The organism is Alicyclobacillus kakegawensis NBRC 103104 (genome assembly GCF_001552655.1).
GTDB lineage: Bacteria > Bacillota > Bacilli > Alicyclobacillales > Alicyclobacillaceae > Alicyclobacillus_G > Alicyclobacillus_G kakegawensis.
The window spans coordinates 90,179-105,656 of sequence record NZ_BCRP01000005.1 but is presented as its reverse complement, the minus strand read 5'-3'; the positions used below and the strand labels follow the sequence as shown (position 1 = coordinate 105,656).

17 protein-coding genes are annotated in these 15,478 nt (G+C 65.3%); 14 read left to right on the top strand and 3 right to left on the bottom strand.

Annotation, left to right across the window (positions count from 1 at the left end; all coding sequences use genetic code 11):
* Window positions 1–84 precede the first annotated feature (84 nt).
* Window positions 85–1,446: an MFS transporter gene (locus tag AK2_RS05645; RefSeq protein ID WP_067932294.1), complete on the top strand. Its 1,362-nt coding sequence runs from the start codon at window positions 85–87 to the stop codon at window positions 1,444–1,446.
* A gap of 87 nt (window positions 1,447–1,533) precedes the next feature.
* Here the strand turns inward: AK2_RS05645 and AK2_RS05640 are convergent, their stop codons facing one another.
* Window positions 1,534–1,962 (bottom strand): DUF1641 domain-containing protein, encoded by a 429-nt coding sequence (locus tag AK2_RS05640; RefSeq protein ID WP_067932292.1) that lies wholly within the window; start codon window positions 1,960–1,962, stop codon window positions 1,534–1,536.
* Window positions 1,963–2,239: 277 nt separating this feature from the next.
* Here AK2_RS05640 and AK2_RS05635 point away from each other — a divergent pair, with 277 nt between their 5' ends.
* The 6 genes from AK2_RS05635 to AK2_RS05605 all read left to right on the top strand — a co-directional run bounded on the left by AK2_RS05635 (window position 2,240) and on the right by AK2_RS05605 (window position 8,917).
* The gene (locus AK2_RS05635; RefSeq protein ID WP_083520888.1) at window positions 2,240–3,667 is read left to right on the top strand and encodes an MATE family efflux transporter; all 1,428 of its coding nucleotides are present in this window, start codon (window positions 2,240–2,242) and stop codon (window positions 3,665–3,667) included.
* A gap of 108 nt (window positions 3,668–3,775) precedes the next feature.
* Window positions 3,776–4,786: a hypothetical protein gene (locus tag AK2_RS16825; RefSeq protein WP_157076239.1), complete on the top strand. Its 1,011-nt coding sequence runs from the start codon at window positions 3,776–3,778 to the stop codon at window positions 4,784–4,786.
* A gap of 220 nt (window positions 4,787–5,006) precedes the next feature.
* Window positions 5,007–6,089: a class I SAM-dependent methyltransferase gene (locus AK2_RS05620; protein WP_083520887.1), complete on the top strand. Its 1,083-nt coding sequence runs from the start codon at window positions 5,007–5,009 to the stop codon at window positions 6,087–6,089.
* Between the two features lie 159 nt (window positions 6,090–6,248).
* Window positions 6,249–6,653 carry a GntR family transcriptional regulator gene (locus AK2_RS05615; protein ID WP_245632794.1) on the top strand — a complete coding sequence of 135 codons (405 nt, stop codon included), beginning with the start codon at window positions 6,249–6,251 and terminating at the stop codon, window positions 6,651–6,653.
* Entirely contained in the window at window positions 6,653–7,747 is a 1,095-nt protein-coding gene (locus tag AK2_RS05610; protein ID WP_067932285.1) for a DUF1648 domain-containing protein, read from the top strand. The genes AK2_RS05615 and AK2_RS05610 overlap by 1 nt, the downstream gene beginning before the upstream one ends.
* A gap of 120 nt (window positions 7,748–7,867) precedes the next feature.
* Window positions 7,868–8,917 (top strand): metal-dependent hydrolase, encoded by a 1,050-nt coding sequence (locus AK2_RS05605; RefSeq protein ID WP_067932283.1) that lies wholly within the window; start codon window positions 7,868–7,870, stop codon window positions 8,915–8,917.
* 25 nt (window positions 8,918–8,942) lie between these two features.
* Here AK2_RS05605 and AK2_RS05600 read toward each other — a convergent pair whose 3' ends face one another.
* The gene (locus AK2_RS05600) at window positions 8,943–9,518 is read right to left on the bottom strand and encodes a helix-turn-helix domain-containing protein (RefSeq protein ID WP_245632788.1); all 576 of its coding nucleotides are present in this window, start codon (window positions 9,516–9,518) and stop codon (window positions 8,943–8,945) included.
* Window positions 9,519–9,554: 36 nt separating this feature from the next.
* On the opposite strand from AK2_RS05600, the gene AK2_RS05595 reads away from it, so the two are divergent.
* A complete protein-coding gene (locus AK2_RS05595; RefSeq protein ID WP_067932279.1) occupies window positions 9,555–10,265 on the top strand; it encodes a cytochrome c biogenesis CcdA family protein in 711 nt (236 codons plus the stop codon).
* Here AK2_RS05595 and AK2_RS05590 read toward each other — a convergent pair.
* Window positions 10,222–10,833, bottom strand: a complete 612-nt coding sequence (locus AK2_RS05590) for a GNAT family N-acetyltransferase (RefSeq protein WP_067932277.1) — start codon at window positions 10,831–10,833, stop codon at window positions 10,222–10,224. The two genes, AK2_RS05595 and AK2_RS05590, sit on opposite strands and share 44 nt — an antisense overlap.
* A 194-nt stretch (window positions 10,834–11,027) precedes the next feature.
* Between AK2_RS05590 and AK2_RS05585 the strand changes: the two genes are divergently transcribed.
* The 6 genes from AK2_RS05585 to AK2_RS05560 all read left to right on the top strand — a co-directional run bounded on the left by AK2_RS05585 (window position 11,028) and on the right by AK2_RS05560 (window position 15,160).
* Window positions 11,028–11,234 carry a helix-turn-helix domain-containing protein gene (locus AK2_RS05585; protein ID WP_067932275.1) on the top strand — a complete coding sequence of 69 codons (207 nt, stop codon included), beginning with the start codon at window positions 11,028–11,030 and terminating at the stop codon, window positions 11,232–11,234.
* Complete coding sequence (locus AK2_RS05580) at window positions 11,231–12,016, top strand: helix-turn-helix domain-containing protein (RefSeq protein ID WP_067932273.1); 786 nt, start codon at window positions 11,231–11,233, stop codon at window positions 12,014–12,016. Before AK2_RS05585 ends, AK2_RS05580 begins: the two co-directional genes overlap by 4 nt.
* Window positions 12,017–12,187: 171 nt before the next feature.
* A complete protein-coding gene (locus AK2_RS05575; protein ID WP_083520885.1) occupies window positions 12,188–13,501 on the top strand; it encodes a phenylacetate--CoA ligase family protein in 1,314 nt (437 codons plus the stop codon).
* 60 nt (window positions 13,502–13,561) lie between these two features.
* Window positions 13,562–14,014, top strand: a complete 453-nt coding sequence (locus tag AK2_RS05570) for a thioesterase family protein (protein ID WP_067932269.1) — start codon at window positions 13,562–13,564, stop codon at window positions 14,012–14,014.
* 51 nt (window positions 14,015–14,065) lie between these two features.
* Complete coding sequence (locus AK2_RS05565; protein WP_067932267.1) at window positions 14,066–14,377, top strand: EthD family reductase; 312 nt, start codon at window positions 14,066–14,068, stop codon at window positions 14,375–14,377.
* Window positions 14,378–15,160 carry an enoyl-CoA hydratase-related protein gene (locus tag AK2_RS05560; protein ID WP_067932265.1) on the top strand — a complete coding sequence of 261 codons (783 nt, stop codon included), beginning with the start codon at window positions 14,378–14,380 and terminating at the stop codon, window positions 15,158–15,160.
* Window positions 15,161–15,478: the final 318 nt, after the last annotated feature.

Here is a 15,478-nt window from a genome sequence, read left to right as displayed (position 1 = left end):
CTGCTGGCTGCGGTTGCGCCCTCCACCTGCGGTATGATATGGAAAGGTGGTGCAGTCTCAGTATCAACGCAGGAGGAGTTGCCCATGCAGCGGCCGGTATGGTTATTGTTGGCGATTGCCCTCGGGGTGTTGTTGAACCCCCTCAACTCTTCGCTGATTTCGGTCGCCATCGCGCGTTTCCAAGACGTGTTCGGGCTCAGCTTCGCGGCCGTGTCGTGGCTGATCTCAAGTTACTATCTGGCCAGCGCGATAGCCCAGCCGGTCATGGGCAAGGTGGCCGATTTGTTCGGGCACAAGCGCCTGTTTTTGATTGGCCTGGGATTGGTGGCGCTCTCGTCCGTCATCGCCCCGTTTTCCCCCAGCTTCGCCTGGTTGGTGGTTTTCCGGCTTATACAGGCCGTGGGCAGCAGCGTGCTGTATCCGGCAGGGATGGCGATTGTCCGCCACCGGGTCAGCGACGGGCAGGCAAAGGCGCTCGCCTTCCTGGCCGTGTTCTCCTCCGGTGCGGCCGCGTTCGGGCCGACCATCGGCGGGGTGCTGCTGCACAGTTTTGACTGGCCAGCGATTTTTATCATCAATCTGCCCATCATCGCCGCGGGTTTCTGCCTGGCGCTGTGGGCGCTGCCCAGAGACCCGCGGCGTCCGTCCCAAGCGGCGGACGTGCGGTCGCTTCTCACTGCCCTCGACTTTCCCGGCATCCTGTTGTTTGCGCTCAGCATCGTTGGCATTCTGATGTTCCTGCTGTCCTTCGAGCAGGAAGTGAACGTGTACGCGGGCGTGGTCGGTGTGCTGGCATTGGCCGGGTTTGTCTGGCGTGAGCTGCACGCGGACAGCCCCTTCATCCGCATCCGCATGTTTGCCCGAAACCACCTCTTTCTCTGGGTGCACATCCAGTTTGCTGTCGTCAATGTGATTTTCTATTCTTTCTTCTTCGGCATGCCGACATATCTGCAGGAGGTGCGTGGCTTTGACGCACAGCAGACCGGCCTGTTGATGCTGTGTCTAGCCGGTGTCTCCGTGTTGGTGGCGCCTCTGACCGGGGCTTGGGTCGACAGGTCGGGGTCGCGGCCAGGTCTGCTGCTGTCCGGCGGGTTGATGACGCTAGGGGCGCTGGGCATGACCACGTTTCATCAGGCCAGCCCGCTGGCGCTGCTGATTGCCGTCCTGCTCGTGCTGGGCGTCAGCAATGGATTGAACAATGTGGGCATGCAGGCCGCCTTGTTCGCCAGTGCGCCGAAGGAGATCATCGGGGCCGCCTCCGGCCTGTTCATGACAGCCCGCTACATGGGAACGATTATCTCGTCCGTCCTGCTCGGCATGGTCTTCGGATCGTCCTTGACGACCGGGCGGTTGCGCATCCTGGCGGGAATTTTGGCTGTGTTTGCGGCGTCTGTCATATGGATGAGTTGGCGCCTGCCCAAGGGGCGTCCGCAGCAGGCAGACTGAGACGGAAGGAATGGTGCGGGGCGTGGGCAGCGCCTCCCGCAGCCAAACGGCTGGCCCGATCCGGTTGGCGCTGTCCTTAAGGTGGACTCAGCGGTTCTTGGCTGCGTCGCGCTCCGCCAAAACCTCGCACAGTGCGGCGACAAAGCGCAGGTTCTTCTGCACGACCGGCTCCTTGAGCAGGCGCAGGATGCCAAACAGGCCAATCTGGGCGTTGCTCGCCTCGGCCCGTTGCCGGGCTTCCTGAATGGCGGACGGCAGATCGCCCAGCTTCGCTTGAATGGGCTTTGCCTTCTCGCGGATCATCTCATCGACGGCGCCCATGAACTCGGCGTCGGTGAGGACTTCCTTGGCCAGGTCGCAGACCTTGTTCAAGACCGCCACCATGCCCGCGATGCGCGGCAGGTTCTCGACCAGAGTGGCCAGCGATTGCTGCACCTCGGGCTTGAGCAGCAGGTCGAACACCTCGTCCTTCGACTGCAGGGAGTTCGCCGCTTCAGGCAGGGTTGCTTGCGTCATACCGGGTTCCTCCTCATGTTGGATTCCGTACTAAATACGATTATGCAAAGATAGGTCGAACGCCCAAGTGGGCACCTTGTCCATTATACACTATGCGTCGATCCGTTGTTCCCACATAGCATACGCGCAGGCGGCAAAAATACTCCATCCGTGAAATCGGAGCCCTGAATCGCCGCTGGAGGCGTCCGCCGGCGTCCCGAACTGGGGACTTCCCAAAGACCAGAAAATACCGTACTATCGATACGCTTGCGCACAAGCGCTCTCTACAAGGATGGTGATGCATGTGTCCGAAGATGTCGCCCTGGAGGCCAGCAGCCCGGCTGAGCGCGGGAAGCAGACCGCTGCGCCGCAACCGCTGCGTCAGGGTCCGATGTGGAAGACGCTGTTTGTCTTCTTGATCCCGCTCATGCTGAGCAACGCCCTGCAATCGATTGGCGGCGCCGTCAGTTCGGTGCTGCTGGGCCAATTCATCGGCGTGGACGCGTTGGCGGCCGGATCGGCCGTGTTTCCGGTGGTGTTCTTCCTCATCTCGTTCATGATTGGCATCGCCAGCGGCAGCAGCGTGCTCATCGGCCAAGCCTACGGGGCGGGGCGGATGGACAGGGTGAAGGCAGTGGCCGGAACGTCGCTGACCTTTACCTTTTTGGTCGGGGTCGTCCTCGCCGTGGCGGGGGGAATTGGCACGCACACGGTCCTCACCTGGATGGGAACGCCGACTAATATCCTGGCCAGCGCGACCGGATACGCGCGGATCTTCTTCTACGCCCTGCCCATGCTGTTTGTCTACGCGGTGTATACGACCTTTATGCGGGGAACCGGCGACTCCCGCACCCCGTTTTATTTTTTGGTGGTCAGCACCGGGCTCAGCCTGCTGCTGACACCGACGTTCATCTTCGGCTGGGTGGGGCTGCCCAGGCTCGGGCTGTACGGGGCGGCTTGGGCGAATGTGGTGGCGACGCTCGCGACCTTTGTCCTCATGCTTGTGTACCTGCATGTGCGACGGCACCCGCTGCGGCTGGACAGGGAAATTGTGGCCGGACTGAAGATTGACGCCGCTATCCTCGGCCAGCTGCTGCGCATCGGCTTTCCAACCGGGGTGCAGATGGTGATGGTGTCGCTGTCCGAGATCGCGATTGTGACGCTGGTGAACCGCTACGGATCGGACGCGACGGCGGCGTACGGCGCCTATTATCAAGTCGCCAATTATGTGCAGATGCCAGCCGTGAGCATCGGCATCGCGGTTTCCATCTTCGGGGCGCAGGTGATTGGCGCCGGCAGGCCGGAACAGCTGCGGCAGGTCATCCGTTCTGGGGTGCTGCTGAACTACGTGGTCGGCGGTGTGCTGGTGATACTCTGCTACCTGTTTGCCCGCGGCATCCTGAGCTGGTTCCTGACGAATGAGCACACCCTGAGGATGGCCTTCCGGCTGCTGATGATCACGCTGTGGAGCTATCTCATCTTTGGCAATGCGCAGGTGTTCTCCGGCATCATGCGGGCCAGCGGCACGGTGGTCTGGCCGACGGTGCTGTCAGTGATTTCGATTTGGTGCGTCGAAATCCCGGTGGCCTACTTGCTGTCCGCCCGCCTGGGCATCGACGGAGTGTGGCTCGGCTACTGCGCGGCGTTTGTGGTGAGCTTGTTGCTCCTGTACGGGTACTATCGCTGGTTTTGGCGCCGCAAAGAGCACAAGCGGCTGATTGCCTAGGTTTTTCCTGCCACACCGGCGCGCGTCGCTTCGTCACACTGGATAAACGGCGCCAGCGCGGCCAACACGGCTCCGCAATGGGCCGTCCAAAGGCGAGGCGATGCGAGCATGAGCAGAAGATCCGCTTGGCTTTCCGTCAGCGGGGTGATGATAGGCGTGGTTTTGGCTGCCTCCGGGTGCTCGGGGTTGTGGGGCGGAACCGGGGATGGGGGCAGCCACGCCGCTTCCCGGGGCTCCGCCGGGGACGGGCGGAAAGCCCAGGGCCAGGACAAGGGATCCGCCCGATCCTCGGACGGTGCAGGCTCGTCCCACACCGGCGCGGTGGGCGGCGACAACGAGGGCGCCGCCAACACAAACGGGAGCCAGGCTGCGGACGGGAACCAGACCGCGAGCGCAGCCTCCAGCGCCGGGCAGGCGGCCGGATTGAACAACGGGTCGGGCGATGATTTGGCCATCCGGGCGTTTCCAGAAATCGTTCGCATGGCCATGGACCACCTACCTGCCGGCGCCAGGGACGGCGCCTGGGCGCCGACCGTGTTCCCGGTGGGGGCCGGCGGTGAGACCACTTTGTATTATCACGATGTGGTCACAGAGGGACCGGTCTCCGGGCGGCCGGGCTTGATGACCGCCTACGAGGTCCAGCTGTCCACCCCGCACGGCCGCGTAGCCGTGTTTGGCGGAGTGCGTTACGACTCCGCGGAAGAGGCGCAGCGGGGGCTGTGGAACGACAAGGGTGATGCCCGCCGGGTGCCGGGGCAGGCCAGCCAGGTATCCCTGGGCAGTGGACTGACCGGCAGGGCGGCGGTGGACCCAGACCGGCGCATCGGGCGCATGGGTTGGTCGGAGGGGCGGTGGCAGATTTTGGTGACGCGCGAGGACACGACCTCTCCTCCCACCGATACAGCCAAGCAGGTGGTCCAGCTGCTCAACCGGTACTTTTTGCCGGTGCCGCACGATGCCGGGGAGATCCTGGTGCATGAACGCGGGAGCTCGACGGACGTGACGGTGGCCTGGTTGGAGCAGAATCAACTGTTCGATGTCCAAACGACGGCTCTCTGCGAGCAGCCAATCACGACGGCCGTGCGCATGGCGGCGGGCACGAAGCCATACCCGGCGTGAGGCGGCCGGCAAACGGCCGGAGGGCAGCCTGCCTGCAGGCGCCCGGCCTCCGATTGCACAGCCGGGCGTTGTCGCGTACACTGAAGGTACAAGACTTGGCATGTGGGAGAAGCGTCCGTGCGAAAAATGGGTTCCGAATTTTCGGATAGACAGGCGCTGCTCGTGTGCGGGAGTCGGCAAGGTGAGCAGGCGGCAGGCCTGTGAACGGAGGTGTTCACACATGGCGGGACTGCCAGAACCGGGGGCGCGGGGCGGGCTGCCCCAGCGGAACACGGATGGGGATTGGGAGCGGCCGCGCTACGAGCTGGGGGCCACCCAGCTGGTGGCCAACTACCGGATCGATTTGCGCCACCCGCGGGTGGCGGAGCTGGACGATTTTATCGACGACAACCTGGTGCGCGATTGGTCGCAGTTGCGCTGGCAGGATGTCGGACGCCCGTTTCGGGTCGAAAACTACGCGCAGGGCAGGCGCCTGTGGCAAGAGCAAAACGGCGACACGATGCCCGTCCAGCTGTCCTGGGAGATGTTCAATCGGTCGTTCCACTCCTGGTTTGTCAAGAACGTTCCGGAGGAGCGGAGGCGGACGACGCGGGACCTGGTGCGGGCGGTTGGGCGCCTGGACGCCCCCCGTGTGGCGCGGGCCCTGCGCGAGTGGGAACAGTTGGCGATTTGGAACCTGGCTCATCGGGTGGAGGACGCGATTTGGGATCCGCGCGGCAAGCGCGCCTTGTTCCGCGGCCTGGGTCTGACCCGCCCGCGCATCCTGTTTCTCGGGGCGGCGGACGGGTACGAGGCGATGCAGTTGTACGCCATGTACCCAGGCGGCGAGGCGGTGCTTGTCGATTACGATCCGTTCTGCGCCAGCGACCGGTTCGGCCAGTTCCCGGAGGCGTATCCGTTTCTCGGCACCAATCCCAGCACCGGCGGTCCGGGCGTATGGTACCGACCGGAGATGAACCTGTCGTTTTTGGTCAGCGACATCCGCGACCTCCCGTTTGGGCGCGAGTTCGACATCGTTCTCAGCGTCGGCCTCATCGAACACTTTCCGGACGAATACAAGCCTGAGGCGATTGAGTGGCACCGCCAGTTTCTCAAGCCGGGCGGCTACGCCATCCTGACGACGCCCCGCTGGCATTGGAAGACGCGCATGTTCTACCACGTCATGGCTGAGGCCATGAACTACACCTACCGGGAGCTGATGACCGTACAGCAGATGGGCCTGTATCTGTACGAAAACGGGCTGTCCATCGTCCGCCACGGGGTCATCAAGGCCCACAACGGCATCATCGCACAGGTTCGATAAACGCTCGCAAGGGCGGCGCAAAGCGTCGCCCGCCTGCTCGCCTTCGTCCCCGTCTCCAGGACTTCCCCGTGTTCCGCACCAGGCGAATGGACGCCAGGAAGCGACTAGGATATATTTGATACATCATATATATAACAAATGGAGGCGAGCGGCGTGCGCATGGAGCTGGACCTGGGCGGGGAGCAGCCGCTGTACCAGCAGATCCGGGATCAGGTGGTGTTGGCCATCGCCGCGGGCACCCTGCGCGAGGGCGACAACCTGCCTCCGATTCGCGAATTGGCGGCCGAGTTTGGGATTCACTTCCACACCGTGAACAAAGCGTACGACCTGCTCCGCCAAGAGGGGTTCATCCGCCTCTCGCGCAAGTCTGGCGCTGTCGTGCACACGAGCCGCAGCGAGGCTGACACCGAGGCGTGGCAGCACAAGCTGCGCCTGGTGCTGGCGGAAGCAGTCGCCAAGGGCATCGCGCGGGCGCAGGTGGATGCGGCGTACCGCGCGGTGCTGGCAGAGTTTGAGCACCGGAGCAGCGAGGACGCACCGCCGCAATCGGGGAGGCATGCCTGATGGATTATGTATACCAAGCCCTGCTGGTCCTTGTGATCTCGCTGGCGGGTTGGCTGGTGCCGGGCATGACGGTGCCCACGCTGGCGTTTGGCGTGCGCGTCCCGCAGACGCACCTCGACCATCCAGCCATTCAACGGGCGCGCCACGTATACCGATTGGGCGTTTCGTTCGTCGGGATTCTGGCCGTCGCTTGGGGGTGCCTAGCCGTGCGGCTGTGGGGCGGGTGGGCACGGCTGGGACTCGGCGGTCCGGCCCTGGCCTTGGTCGGGCAGATGGTGATGTACCTGGTCTGCCGCGGCTTCGTCCGCCGTGCCAAACGGCGCGAGAAATGGTTGGATGGACAGCGCCAGATTGTCACGGTGGACACCGAGTGGCTGCCCTCCCGCCGTCCCAAGGTGGGTATGGTCTGGGCCTTGCCAGCGCTGGTCATTCTGCTCGCCGGGGCGGCGGTGGCAGGAGTCGCCTACCCTCACTTGCCCGACCCCCTGCCCGTCCATTTTGATCTGCAAGGCCACCCGAACGGCTGGGCGCACAAGTCATTCTTCAGCGTTTTCTCGCCCATCCTCGTGGCGCTGGGGCTGACCTTGCTGATGGGCGCTATCACCGCCATGGTGCAGCGGGCGCCGCTGCGGATTGGCTCCGATAGCCGGGCCGCCGGCCGCGAGTGGGCGTTCACACGCACGATTGTCCGCGGGCTGTGGCTGCTCGCTGCTTGCGTCAACGCCGTCTTTGTGGGCGTCGAGTGCATATTGGCGACCGGCCCCGGGCATGGGAAAGGGGCGGCCATGGCGGCCGAATTGTTGCCACCCTTGGCGGTCGTCCTGCTGCTTGTCATCACCTATCGCGCGGCGCGAAAGGCGCGCGGTCCGCGGTCTGTCGCCGCTCCCTCCGCCGCGGCAGAGCGCGATGATGACCGGTTCTGGCTGGCCGGGGTCATCTACTTCAACCGGGACGATCCGGCCGTGCTGGTGCCCAAACGGTTTGGTGTGGGCTGGACGCTTAACATGGCGCGCCCGGGCGCGTGGGTTTTTTTGGTGGCGATTGTGGCGGTGCCGGTTCTCCTGGCCGTGTTGGGGATTCGGAGCGGTCGGTGAGCCGTGTCCCTCGTCAGCCGCCATCCGGTGTGCAGCCTGCTGAGGTTTTCAGTATAATGGAAATCGACTGGCAAGGGTTTGCGGGTGCTGCCGGAGACAGCTTGGCGAGGGGGATATGGGTTGGACAACATCACGCATGGCCTGTATGGACTGGGCATCTATGGGGTGTGGGCCGCGGCCACCGGACACACGGCCCTCACCGGGGATGCGGTGGGCGCGTGCCTGGCCGCGGTGATTGGCTCAGAGGCGCCCGACTTCGACTACGCCGTGCGCGTCTTGCGCGGACCGGTGGATTACCTCCGGCAGCACCGCGCCGCGTCGCACAGCGTCCCGGCCTGGCTGATTTGGCCGCTCCCCATCGCTCTCGTCCTGTCGCTTGTCTGGCCGGGACACCTGGGACGGTTTTACCTGCTCGCCTTCGTCGGTGTGTTGGTGCACGTGGGCCTCGATGTCCTGACATCCTACGGCACCCAGGCATTATGGCCGTTCTCTTCGCGCAGGCTGGCTTTGGACTGTCTGTTCATCGTGGACATCGTCCTCATCCTGTGCGGGTTCGCGGGCATTGCGTTGACGCTGCGCGGATGGTCTGTCGGGCACGCGGTATTGCTGTTTGGCGGCGTGTCATGCCTGTATATCGCGTGGCGCTGCTTGCACGCCGGGTTTTTATACGACCGCTTGCGTCGCCTGCATCCAGGCGCGAGACGGGTGAGTGTGCTGCCGGGACCGATGCCGTGGATGTGGAGCTATGTCGTCGAGGCGGAGGGCGGTCTCGAGGCGGGCAGCTTGGGCAACACGGGCCGGCCCCGGCCGGAGGTGGTCTGGAAGCAGGCGCCGTGGGACGAGACGGCCGCGTTCGTGTTCACCCATAGCCGCGTCGGCGTGGTCTTTCGCTGGTTTGCCCGGCACCTGATTTGGACGAAGACCGAGCTCGAATCCGGAACCTTGCTTACGATGGCGGATGCCACGTATCGCTACGGGCAGGTTTTTCCCTTCACCGCCTCCGTTCAGGTGCAGCCTGGCGCGCAGGGGGAAGGTCTGCGCGTTGTAGACGAGCGGGTGCGGCCGCAGGAGGTGGACCGCTGGGCCTTGCAGCGCCAACTGGCGGACGCCAGCCGCCGTGGAGACGAGGACGGCCCGCCCTCGCACCGGGCCACGCTGCGCAAGCCCTGACCGGATACCCCTGACCGGACACCGTTCATTCAGGTGAAGGCTCGTCTGTGGACGGTGTCGGGCTCTGCGGGGCCCGTTGTTCGCGGATGAACTCGGCGATGACCTGCAGCACCTGGGAGGTCTGGTCGGTGAGCGCGTCGGCGTCCATCAGCCGGCGGGCCAGCGCCAGGTACGGCCGGGAGTGATCTGACGTAATGAGGGCCCAGGTGTCCGCGTCCAGGGCCAGGTTACCCCTATGCGGCGGGTCGTAGGCCGCAGCCCGCGGCGAGGGTCCGCCCTTGTCGGCCGAGGACGGGCCGTCAGCTGTTGCCGCCCCCTGGCCGGTGTGGCCGTGGTACGCGCAGGCGCCCTCGTCGCTGAAATAGCAGACGGGCACGTCGTAGGTGCGGGCTAGTTTCAGCACGTTGCGAAACGAAGGGTTGGGGCGTGTGCCGTTTTCTATCGCACTCAGATGGCTGACCGAGATGCCAGTGCGTTGGTGCACTTGTTCCAGCGTCAGGCCGTGCCGAAGACGCAACTGGCGTGCCTTGTCGCCGATGGACACCATCCCTGCCCCCCTTCGGACAACGTTCTTCTCGCTCTGAATTATAGCGAGATCCACGGATGTACACAATTGTAGAATGCAGGAGGCATGGCCATGGGCATTCCACTCTGGGCGGCGTTTGCGGCTGGCGTGCTGTCGTTTCTGTCCCCCTGCACTCTGCCGCTGCTGCCGTCCTATCTGGGCTATCTCAGTGGCGTTTCAGCGGGCGGGCGGCAGCCAACGAATCCCCCCGCGCCGGTGCGCCTGCGCATGCTGGGACACGCGGTGTGTTTCTGCGTCGGCCTGTCGGCGCTGTTTGTGGCGTTAGGGTGGGGTGCGAGCGCCATCGGCTCCTTGTTCATCCAATACCAGGCGGCCATTCGCGTCGTCGGCGGCTGGGTCATCGTGCTCTTCGGACTGTTCCTGGCCGGCGTCCTGCGCATCCCGTGGTTGATGCGCGAACTGCGGCCGGCCCTGCCCGGCAAAAAGCCGTACGGCTACCTCTCCTCCGCCCTGGTCGGCGTGGTCTTCGCCAGCGGGTGGACCCCGTGCGTAGGACCCATCTTGGCCTCCGTGCTGACCCTGGTGGTCACGCACCCGACCCGCGGCGGGATACTGATGAGCGCCTACGCCATCGGCTTTTCGGTGCCTTTCATCCTCTGCGCCCTGCTGTTGGATTCGGTGGCTCGCATGGCCCGCGTGGGACAGCGGCTGCAGCAGGTCGGCGGTTGGGTGCTGGTGGCGATGGGGCTGCTGTTGGCCACCAACCAGCTGCACCGCATCACCATTTGGTTGGCCCACTGGAGCGGCTCGACGGTCGTTTGAGGCGGGCGTATTCGGCTGTCTGCCGCAAGGTGCCGCGGGAGAAGGCGACGGCCGCAAGGGGGCGCCCTTCCTCCCACTCGCGGCGGCGCAAAAGCGGTGCAAACCGGCCGTTATCCGGCGCGGTCTCCATTAGGTGCGGCCAAGGCAGGCGGGCGAAAGCCGCGAGCGCCCGCCGGTTGTCGCAGGGGACGAGAAATACACACCAGGCGGCTGCAAACTGTTCCCAGGCGGCCGCCAGCAGGCGCCCCTTGACCTGGGCGTTCAAGCCGAGGCCACGCGCCCAGCTTGCCAGGTAGGTTCCTCCCTCCACCACCGTTCCTTCCTCCGCCAGGGTCCCCAGGTGGGGCGCCGGCACGGGCTGCAGGACACAAAAACCAGCCAGGCGGCCGTCCACTTCCAGCGCTTCCAGGCAGGCCTCTCCCAAGGTGCAGGCAGATTGCAGCCCCTCGACAAGGCGGAAAAAGGCGCTTCGTGTGCGGGGACGGACGGGCCAGTCTGGGTCTTCGTTTGCCGCTTCCCACAGACGTCTGGCATCCATGGTCTCGAACGGTCGAAAGACAGTCTCCATGTTCACCCTCCCGGTCGGCGCGTGCGCGGCTTGGGTTGTCGTCTCCACAGTAGCGAAATTCCCTGGGGAAAGAAAGCGGCGTACGCAGCGCAACCCGACCACAGGTTCGTTCTACAATCGTGCAAATCTTTCCCACAAACCGCAGCCAATCCGGTATAATTTCCACAATAGAGAAACTATGTGGGGGGATGGACATGTTGGATATCGGGACTCGGGTCAAGAAACTGCGCACCGAGCGGCAGCTGACCGTGCGCCAACTGGCGGCGCGGGCGGGCGTGTCGGTGAGCTACGTGTACGCGGTGGAATCGGGCAAGCGGGGCAGCAACCTGAGCAAGCTGGAGCGCATTGCCCAGGCCCTGGACGTGTCCCTCACCGCACTGTGGGATGAGGGACGGGAGTGAACGTGGAACCGTGGACGCTGTTGCGCCATCTGCGCAGGCGGGCCGGCCTGACCCAGGAACAGGCTGCCGCCGGGCTGCTCACGCCGGGCGAGCTGAGTCAGATTGAGAATGGCCGTGTCCTCCCTGGTCGACGCACGATTTGCGCGCTGTGCGCCCGCTACGGCGCGGACGCGGACGAGGTGCTGAGCGGCTATGTGCCCCTGCGCCAACTGGATGGACTGCGCAACGAGATGTACAAGGCGGCCATGCGGGCGCGGGGGTCTGGCGACCTGTTGGATCCCGGACTCGCCCGGGGCAGGCTCAGCCGCTTCGAGCGGCTAGTATACGCCGCGTTGGCGGCGGCGTTGGCCGGCCGGACGGTCGCGGCCGAACACTTGCTGACGATGGCCTGGGAGGCAGGCCTTCAGGGGGCCGGGCTGACCCGCCGGGGAGCCGATAGGGTCCTGGCGGTGGAAGCGCGGGTCCACTTCCTGGCGGCCCTCGCCTGTGGCCGTCTGTCGGCGGCATTGGAGTGGCAACAGGAGATGCGCGCGCGAGCGCGGCGGCTGGGCCGGCCACAAGCGCGCAACCGGGGATCGAGCGGCTGTGATACAATCGGATCGACAAATGTGGAGGCGGAACGCAAGGGGGGAGCCAGGGATGTCGACGGAAGAAGAGATCGGCTACAGGGACGCCATGCGGCAGGTGCAGAAAAGCCTGGAACGCCGTCACAAGGCAATCACCGAGGAATTGGAGGCGGCGGACGAAGCGCGGCGCACGGAACTCAAGGCGCGCCTGGCTGAGGTGCGGCACCTGCTGCAGGTCGTCGAGTCGCTGCACCGCTGACGAGGACGGGCCGCCGGCCAACCGCTGGTGGGAGCGCGGGTGCGGTGGCCTCTAGTTTACGATAGCATAGAACGGCCATCGGACAGCCCTTGCTGTCCGCAGTCCACGGGGGAGAGGATGCAATCGTGATGTTCAACGAAGCTATGGAGACGATAGCCCGGCCCGAATTGGAACGGATTCAGCTGGAGCGGTTGAAGCGCACGCTCTACCGGGTCTACGAGCGTGTGCCTTTGTACCGGGAGCGGTTTGACGAGGCGGGCGTGAAGCCGGAGGACCTGCGGCGGTTGTCCGATTTGAGCCGTTTTCCATTTACATACAAGCGCGACCTGCGGGAGACGTATCCCTTTGGCATGTTTGCCGTCCCGCGCGAGCAGGTGGCGCGGCTGCACGCGTCGTCGGGCACCAAAGGTAAGCCAACGGTGGTCGGCTACACGAAGCGGGACCTGGATGTGTGGGCCGAGATCGTGGCCCGGTCTATCGCCTGTGCGGGCGGACGGCCGGGCGATGTCCTGCACAACGCGTACGGCTACGGCCTGTTCACCGGCGGCCTCGGTCTGCACGGTGGGGCCGAGCGTCTGGGGGTGACGGTGGTCCCCGCGTCCGGGGGCCTGACCGAGCGGCAGGTGGAGCTGCTGATTGACTTTGCCGCCGACGGTCTCAGCTGCACGCCCTCGTACGCCCTGCACATGGCCGAGGTGATGCAGCGCAAAGGCATCGACAAGTCGGCCTTGTCGCTGCGCTACGGCATTTTTGGCGCTGAGCCGTGGAGCGAAGGCATGCGCCGGCAGGTCGAGGAGGCGCTGGGCATCGACGCGCTGGACATCTACGGCCTGAGCGAGGTGATGGGGCCGGGCGTCGCGATGGAGTGCCGCGAGGAGAAAAACGGTCTGCACATCTGGGAGGACCATTTCCTGGTCGAGGTGCTCCACCCGGTCACGCACAATCCGGTGCCGGACGGCGAGCTGGGCGAACTGACGTTCACCTCGCTCAGCAAGGAAGCTTTTCCTATTGTCCGCTACCGCACCGGGGACCTAGCGTCCATCATCGCGGAACCTTGCAGCTGCGGCCGCACCCACCGGCGCATGACGCGCATCAAGGGCCGCGTCGACGACATGCTCATCATTCGCGGTGTCAACGTCTTCCCGCAGGAGGTGGAGGCGGAACTGATGGAGGTCGAGGAACTGGCGCCGCACTACCAGATTGTCCTGCGCCGGGACGGAGCGCTCGACGTCATGGAGGTGCACGTGGAACTGCGGCCGCAGACGGCCTCTGTGATATCGGACGGCGACGATTGCCTGCCCGCCTTGGCCGGCCGGATTGTCGGGCGGCTGCGCCAACGGACCGGGCTGACAGCGCTGGTCACCATCCATCAGCCGGGGGAATTGCCGCGCAGCGAAGGCAAGGCGGTACGCGTAATCGATGAGCGGCGGCTCCGTGGCTGACTTTTGGGCTGCGGTTGTGGCTTTGCAACCGACAACGCTGTGTTGGGAGGAGAGTCAGCGGTGAAGCCAGGTTTCAGCGTAGGGGTACGGGCCGCGGTGGAGGACGTGGTCGCGGACGACATGCGCGCCCGCTTTGGCCCGCACGTGATTCACAACGTGTACGGCACCGCCGCCATGGTCTATCACATGGAATGGGCTGCCCGCCGGGTCATCCTGCCGTACTTGGAAGAGGACGAGGAGGGCATCGGCGCGGGCGTTTCGGTGCGTCATCTGCGCCCCGCTCCCGTGGGCGCAGCCATCCGGGCGGAGGCGGTGTGCACGGAGGTGGCCGGCGGCAAGGTGGTGTGCGCTGTCCAGGTTTGGCACGGGGAGACACTCCTGGGCGATGGGACGGTGGAACAGCGGATTGTGCCACGCGCGCTCCTGTGCGAGCGGTACCCGGACTGCTGGCCTGCGGAGCCGAGCGCGGACGGGCGCAGGCTGGCGCGCCTGGCCGGGGACCGGCGCGCGTGAGGGCCTGCAGCACGGGCGCCGCCCGCACAGCGGCACAGGGAGGGATTGACGATGGTCAAGATGGTCGCACTGTATCGCCGTCCCGCGGATGTGCAAGCCTTTCTGGCCCACTACGAGCAGGTACACCTGCCGCTCGTGCGGCAGATGCCCGGGCTCGTCCGGCTGGAGGTCAGCCGCCTGTTTCATCCCCGAGGCGGCAGCGCCAATCCGTTTTTGCTGACGGAGATGTACTTTGACACCCGGGAGAGTCTGTTCGCCGCGATGGACTCGGAAGCCGGGCGCAAAAGCGGGGAAGATTTGCGAGCGTTTGCCGGCGATTTGGTGCAGATTTATTTTGCCGATGTGGAGGGCGAGGTGCTGTGAGTGTACGAAACGATCCGCTACCAGGTTGAGGACGGTGTGGCCCTGGTGACCCTCAACCGCCCGCAGGTGATGAACGCCATCAATCAGCAGATGGGAGAAGAGTTGTACGACGCGTTCAAACGGGTGGATGCCGACGCCTCGGTGCGCGCCCTGGTCCTGACCGGGGAGGGGCGCGGGTTTTGCAGTGGCCAGGACCTGTCGGAAGGGCAGTCGGTGAAACCCGGTGCGTCGCTTGGGGACACCGTGCGCGAGCGGTACAACCTGCTGATTGGGCGCCTGCACGGGCTGTCGGTGCCGACCATGGCCGCCGTCAGCGGGGCCGCGGCCGGCGCCGGGTTTTCCTTGGCCCTCGCCTGCGACCTGCGCTTCGCCGCGGTCAATGCCAGGTTCACCTTGGCCTTCAACAAGATTGGCCTTGTGCCCGATTCCGGCGCCAGCTACTTCCTGCCGCGCCTGGTCGGCGTCGGCAAAGCGCTGGAGCTGGCCTGGACCGGCGACGTATTGTCCGCGGAGGCGGCGCGGGCGCTGGGGATTGTCAATCACGTGTACGAACCGGATCAACTGCTGCAGGAAACGCTGGCGTTCGCCCGCCAACTGGCGCAGGGGCCGACGCTCGCGTACCGGTTGACCAAGCAGGCCCTGTTCGCCAACGCCACTGCCAGCCTGGCGGATGCTCTGGAGGTCGAGGCGCAGATGCAGGACGCGGCGGGGCGCAGCGAGGACTTCCGCGAAGGGGTGAGCGCGTTCCTGGAGAAGCGCCGGCCGCAGTACCGCGGCCGCTAGACGGAAGCCGCGGGCGGGGGCGGTCGGAGAGGAGTTTGCGCCGGGGCTGTCGAATGTATTGCGGGCGGGGCCGCAAAATCCGCCCGGAATCGGCAGTTGTGCGGCCGAAAGAGAGAGGACCGGAGATCGGTTCCGGGGAAGGGGTCAATGTGAACCAGGCGGGGCGGCTTGCCGGCTGCCCCGCGGTCGGTCTTGCATGACTAGGCCATAGATGTGGATGCGCGGGACCGGGCGTCTGGCTCTGGGAAGGCAAGTCAGGGAAGGTCTTGCGCGCGTTTTGAAAGCGCTTGCAATAATCCGGCGGGTGGCGGGCGTCGC

Bases quoted from the DNA above. Each gene is read 5' to 3' on its own strand.
- AK2_RS05610 (WP_067932285.1), top strand. From the start codon at position 6,653: ATGGATTATGTATACCAAGCCCTGCTGGTCCTTGTGATCTCGCTGGCG.
- AK2_RS05635 (WP_083520888.1), top strand. From the start codon at position 2,240: ATGCATGTGTCCGAAGATGTCGCCCTGGAGGCCAGCAGCCCGGCTGAG.
- AK2_RS05565 (WP_067932267.1), top strand. From the start codon at position 14,066: ATGGTCAAGATGGTCGCACTGTATCGCCGTCCCGCGGATGTGCAAGCC.
- AK2_RS05595 (WP_067932279.1), top strand. From the start codon at position 9,555: ATGGGCATTCCACTCTGGGCGGCGTTTGCGGCTGGCGTGCTGTCGTTT.
- AK2_RS05585 (WP_067932275.1), top strand. From the start codon at position 11,028: ATGTTGGATATCGGGACTCGGGTCAAGAAACTGCGCACCGAGCGGCAG.
- AK2_RS05640 (WP_067932292.1), bottom strand. From the start codon at position 1,962: ATGACGCAAGCAACCCTGCCTGAAGCGGCGAACTCCCTGCAGTCGAAG.
- AK2_RS05575 (WP_083520885.1), top strand. From the start codon at position 12,188: ATGTTCAACGAAGCTATGGAGACGATAGCCCGGCCCGAATTGGAACGG.
- AK2_RS16825 (WP_157076239.1), top strand. From the start codon at position 3,776: ATGAGCAGAAGATCCGCTTGGCTTTCCGTCAGCGGGGTGATGATAGGC.
- AK2_RS05590 (WP_067932277.1), bottom strand. From the start codon at position 10,833: ATGGAGACTGTCTTTCGACCGTTCGAGACCATGGATGCCAGACGTCTG.
- AK2_RS05615 (WP_245632794.1), top strand. From the start codon at position 6,249: ATGGAGCTGGACCTGGGCGGGGAGCAGCCGCTGTACCAGCAGATCCGG.
- AK2_RS05620 (WP_083520887.1), top strand. From the start codon at position 5,007: ATGGCGGGACTGCCAGAACCGGGGGCGCGGGGCGGGCTGCCCCAGCGG.
- AK2_RS05645 (WP_067932294.1), top strand. From the start codon at position 85: ATGCAGCGGCCGGTATGGTTATTGTTGGCGATTGCCCTCGGGGTGTTG.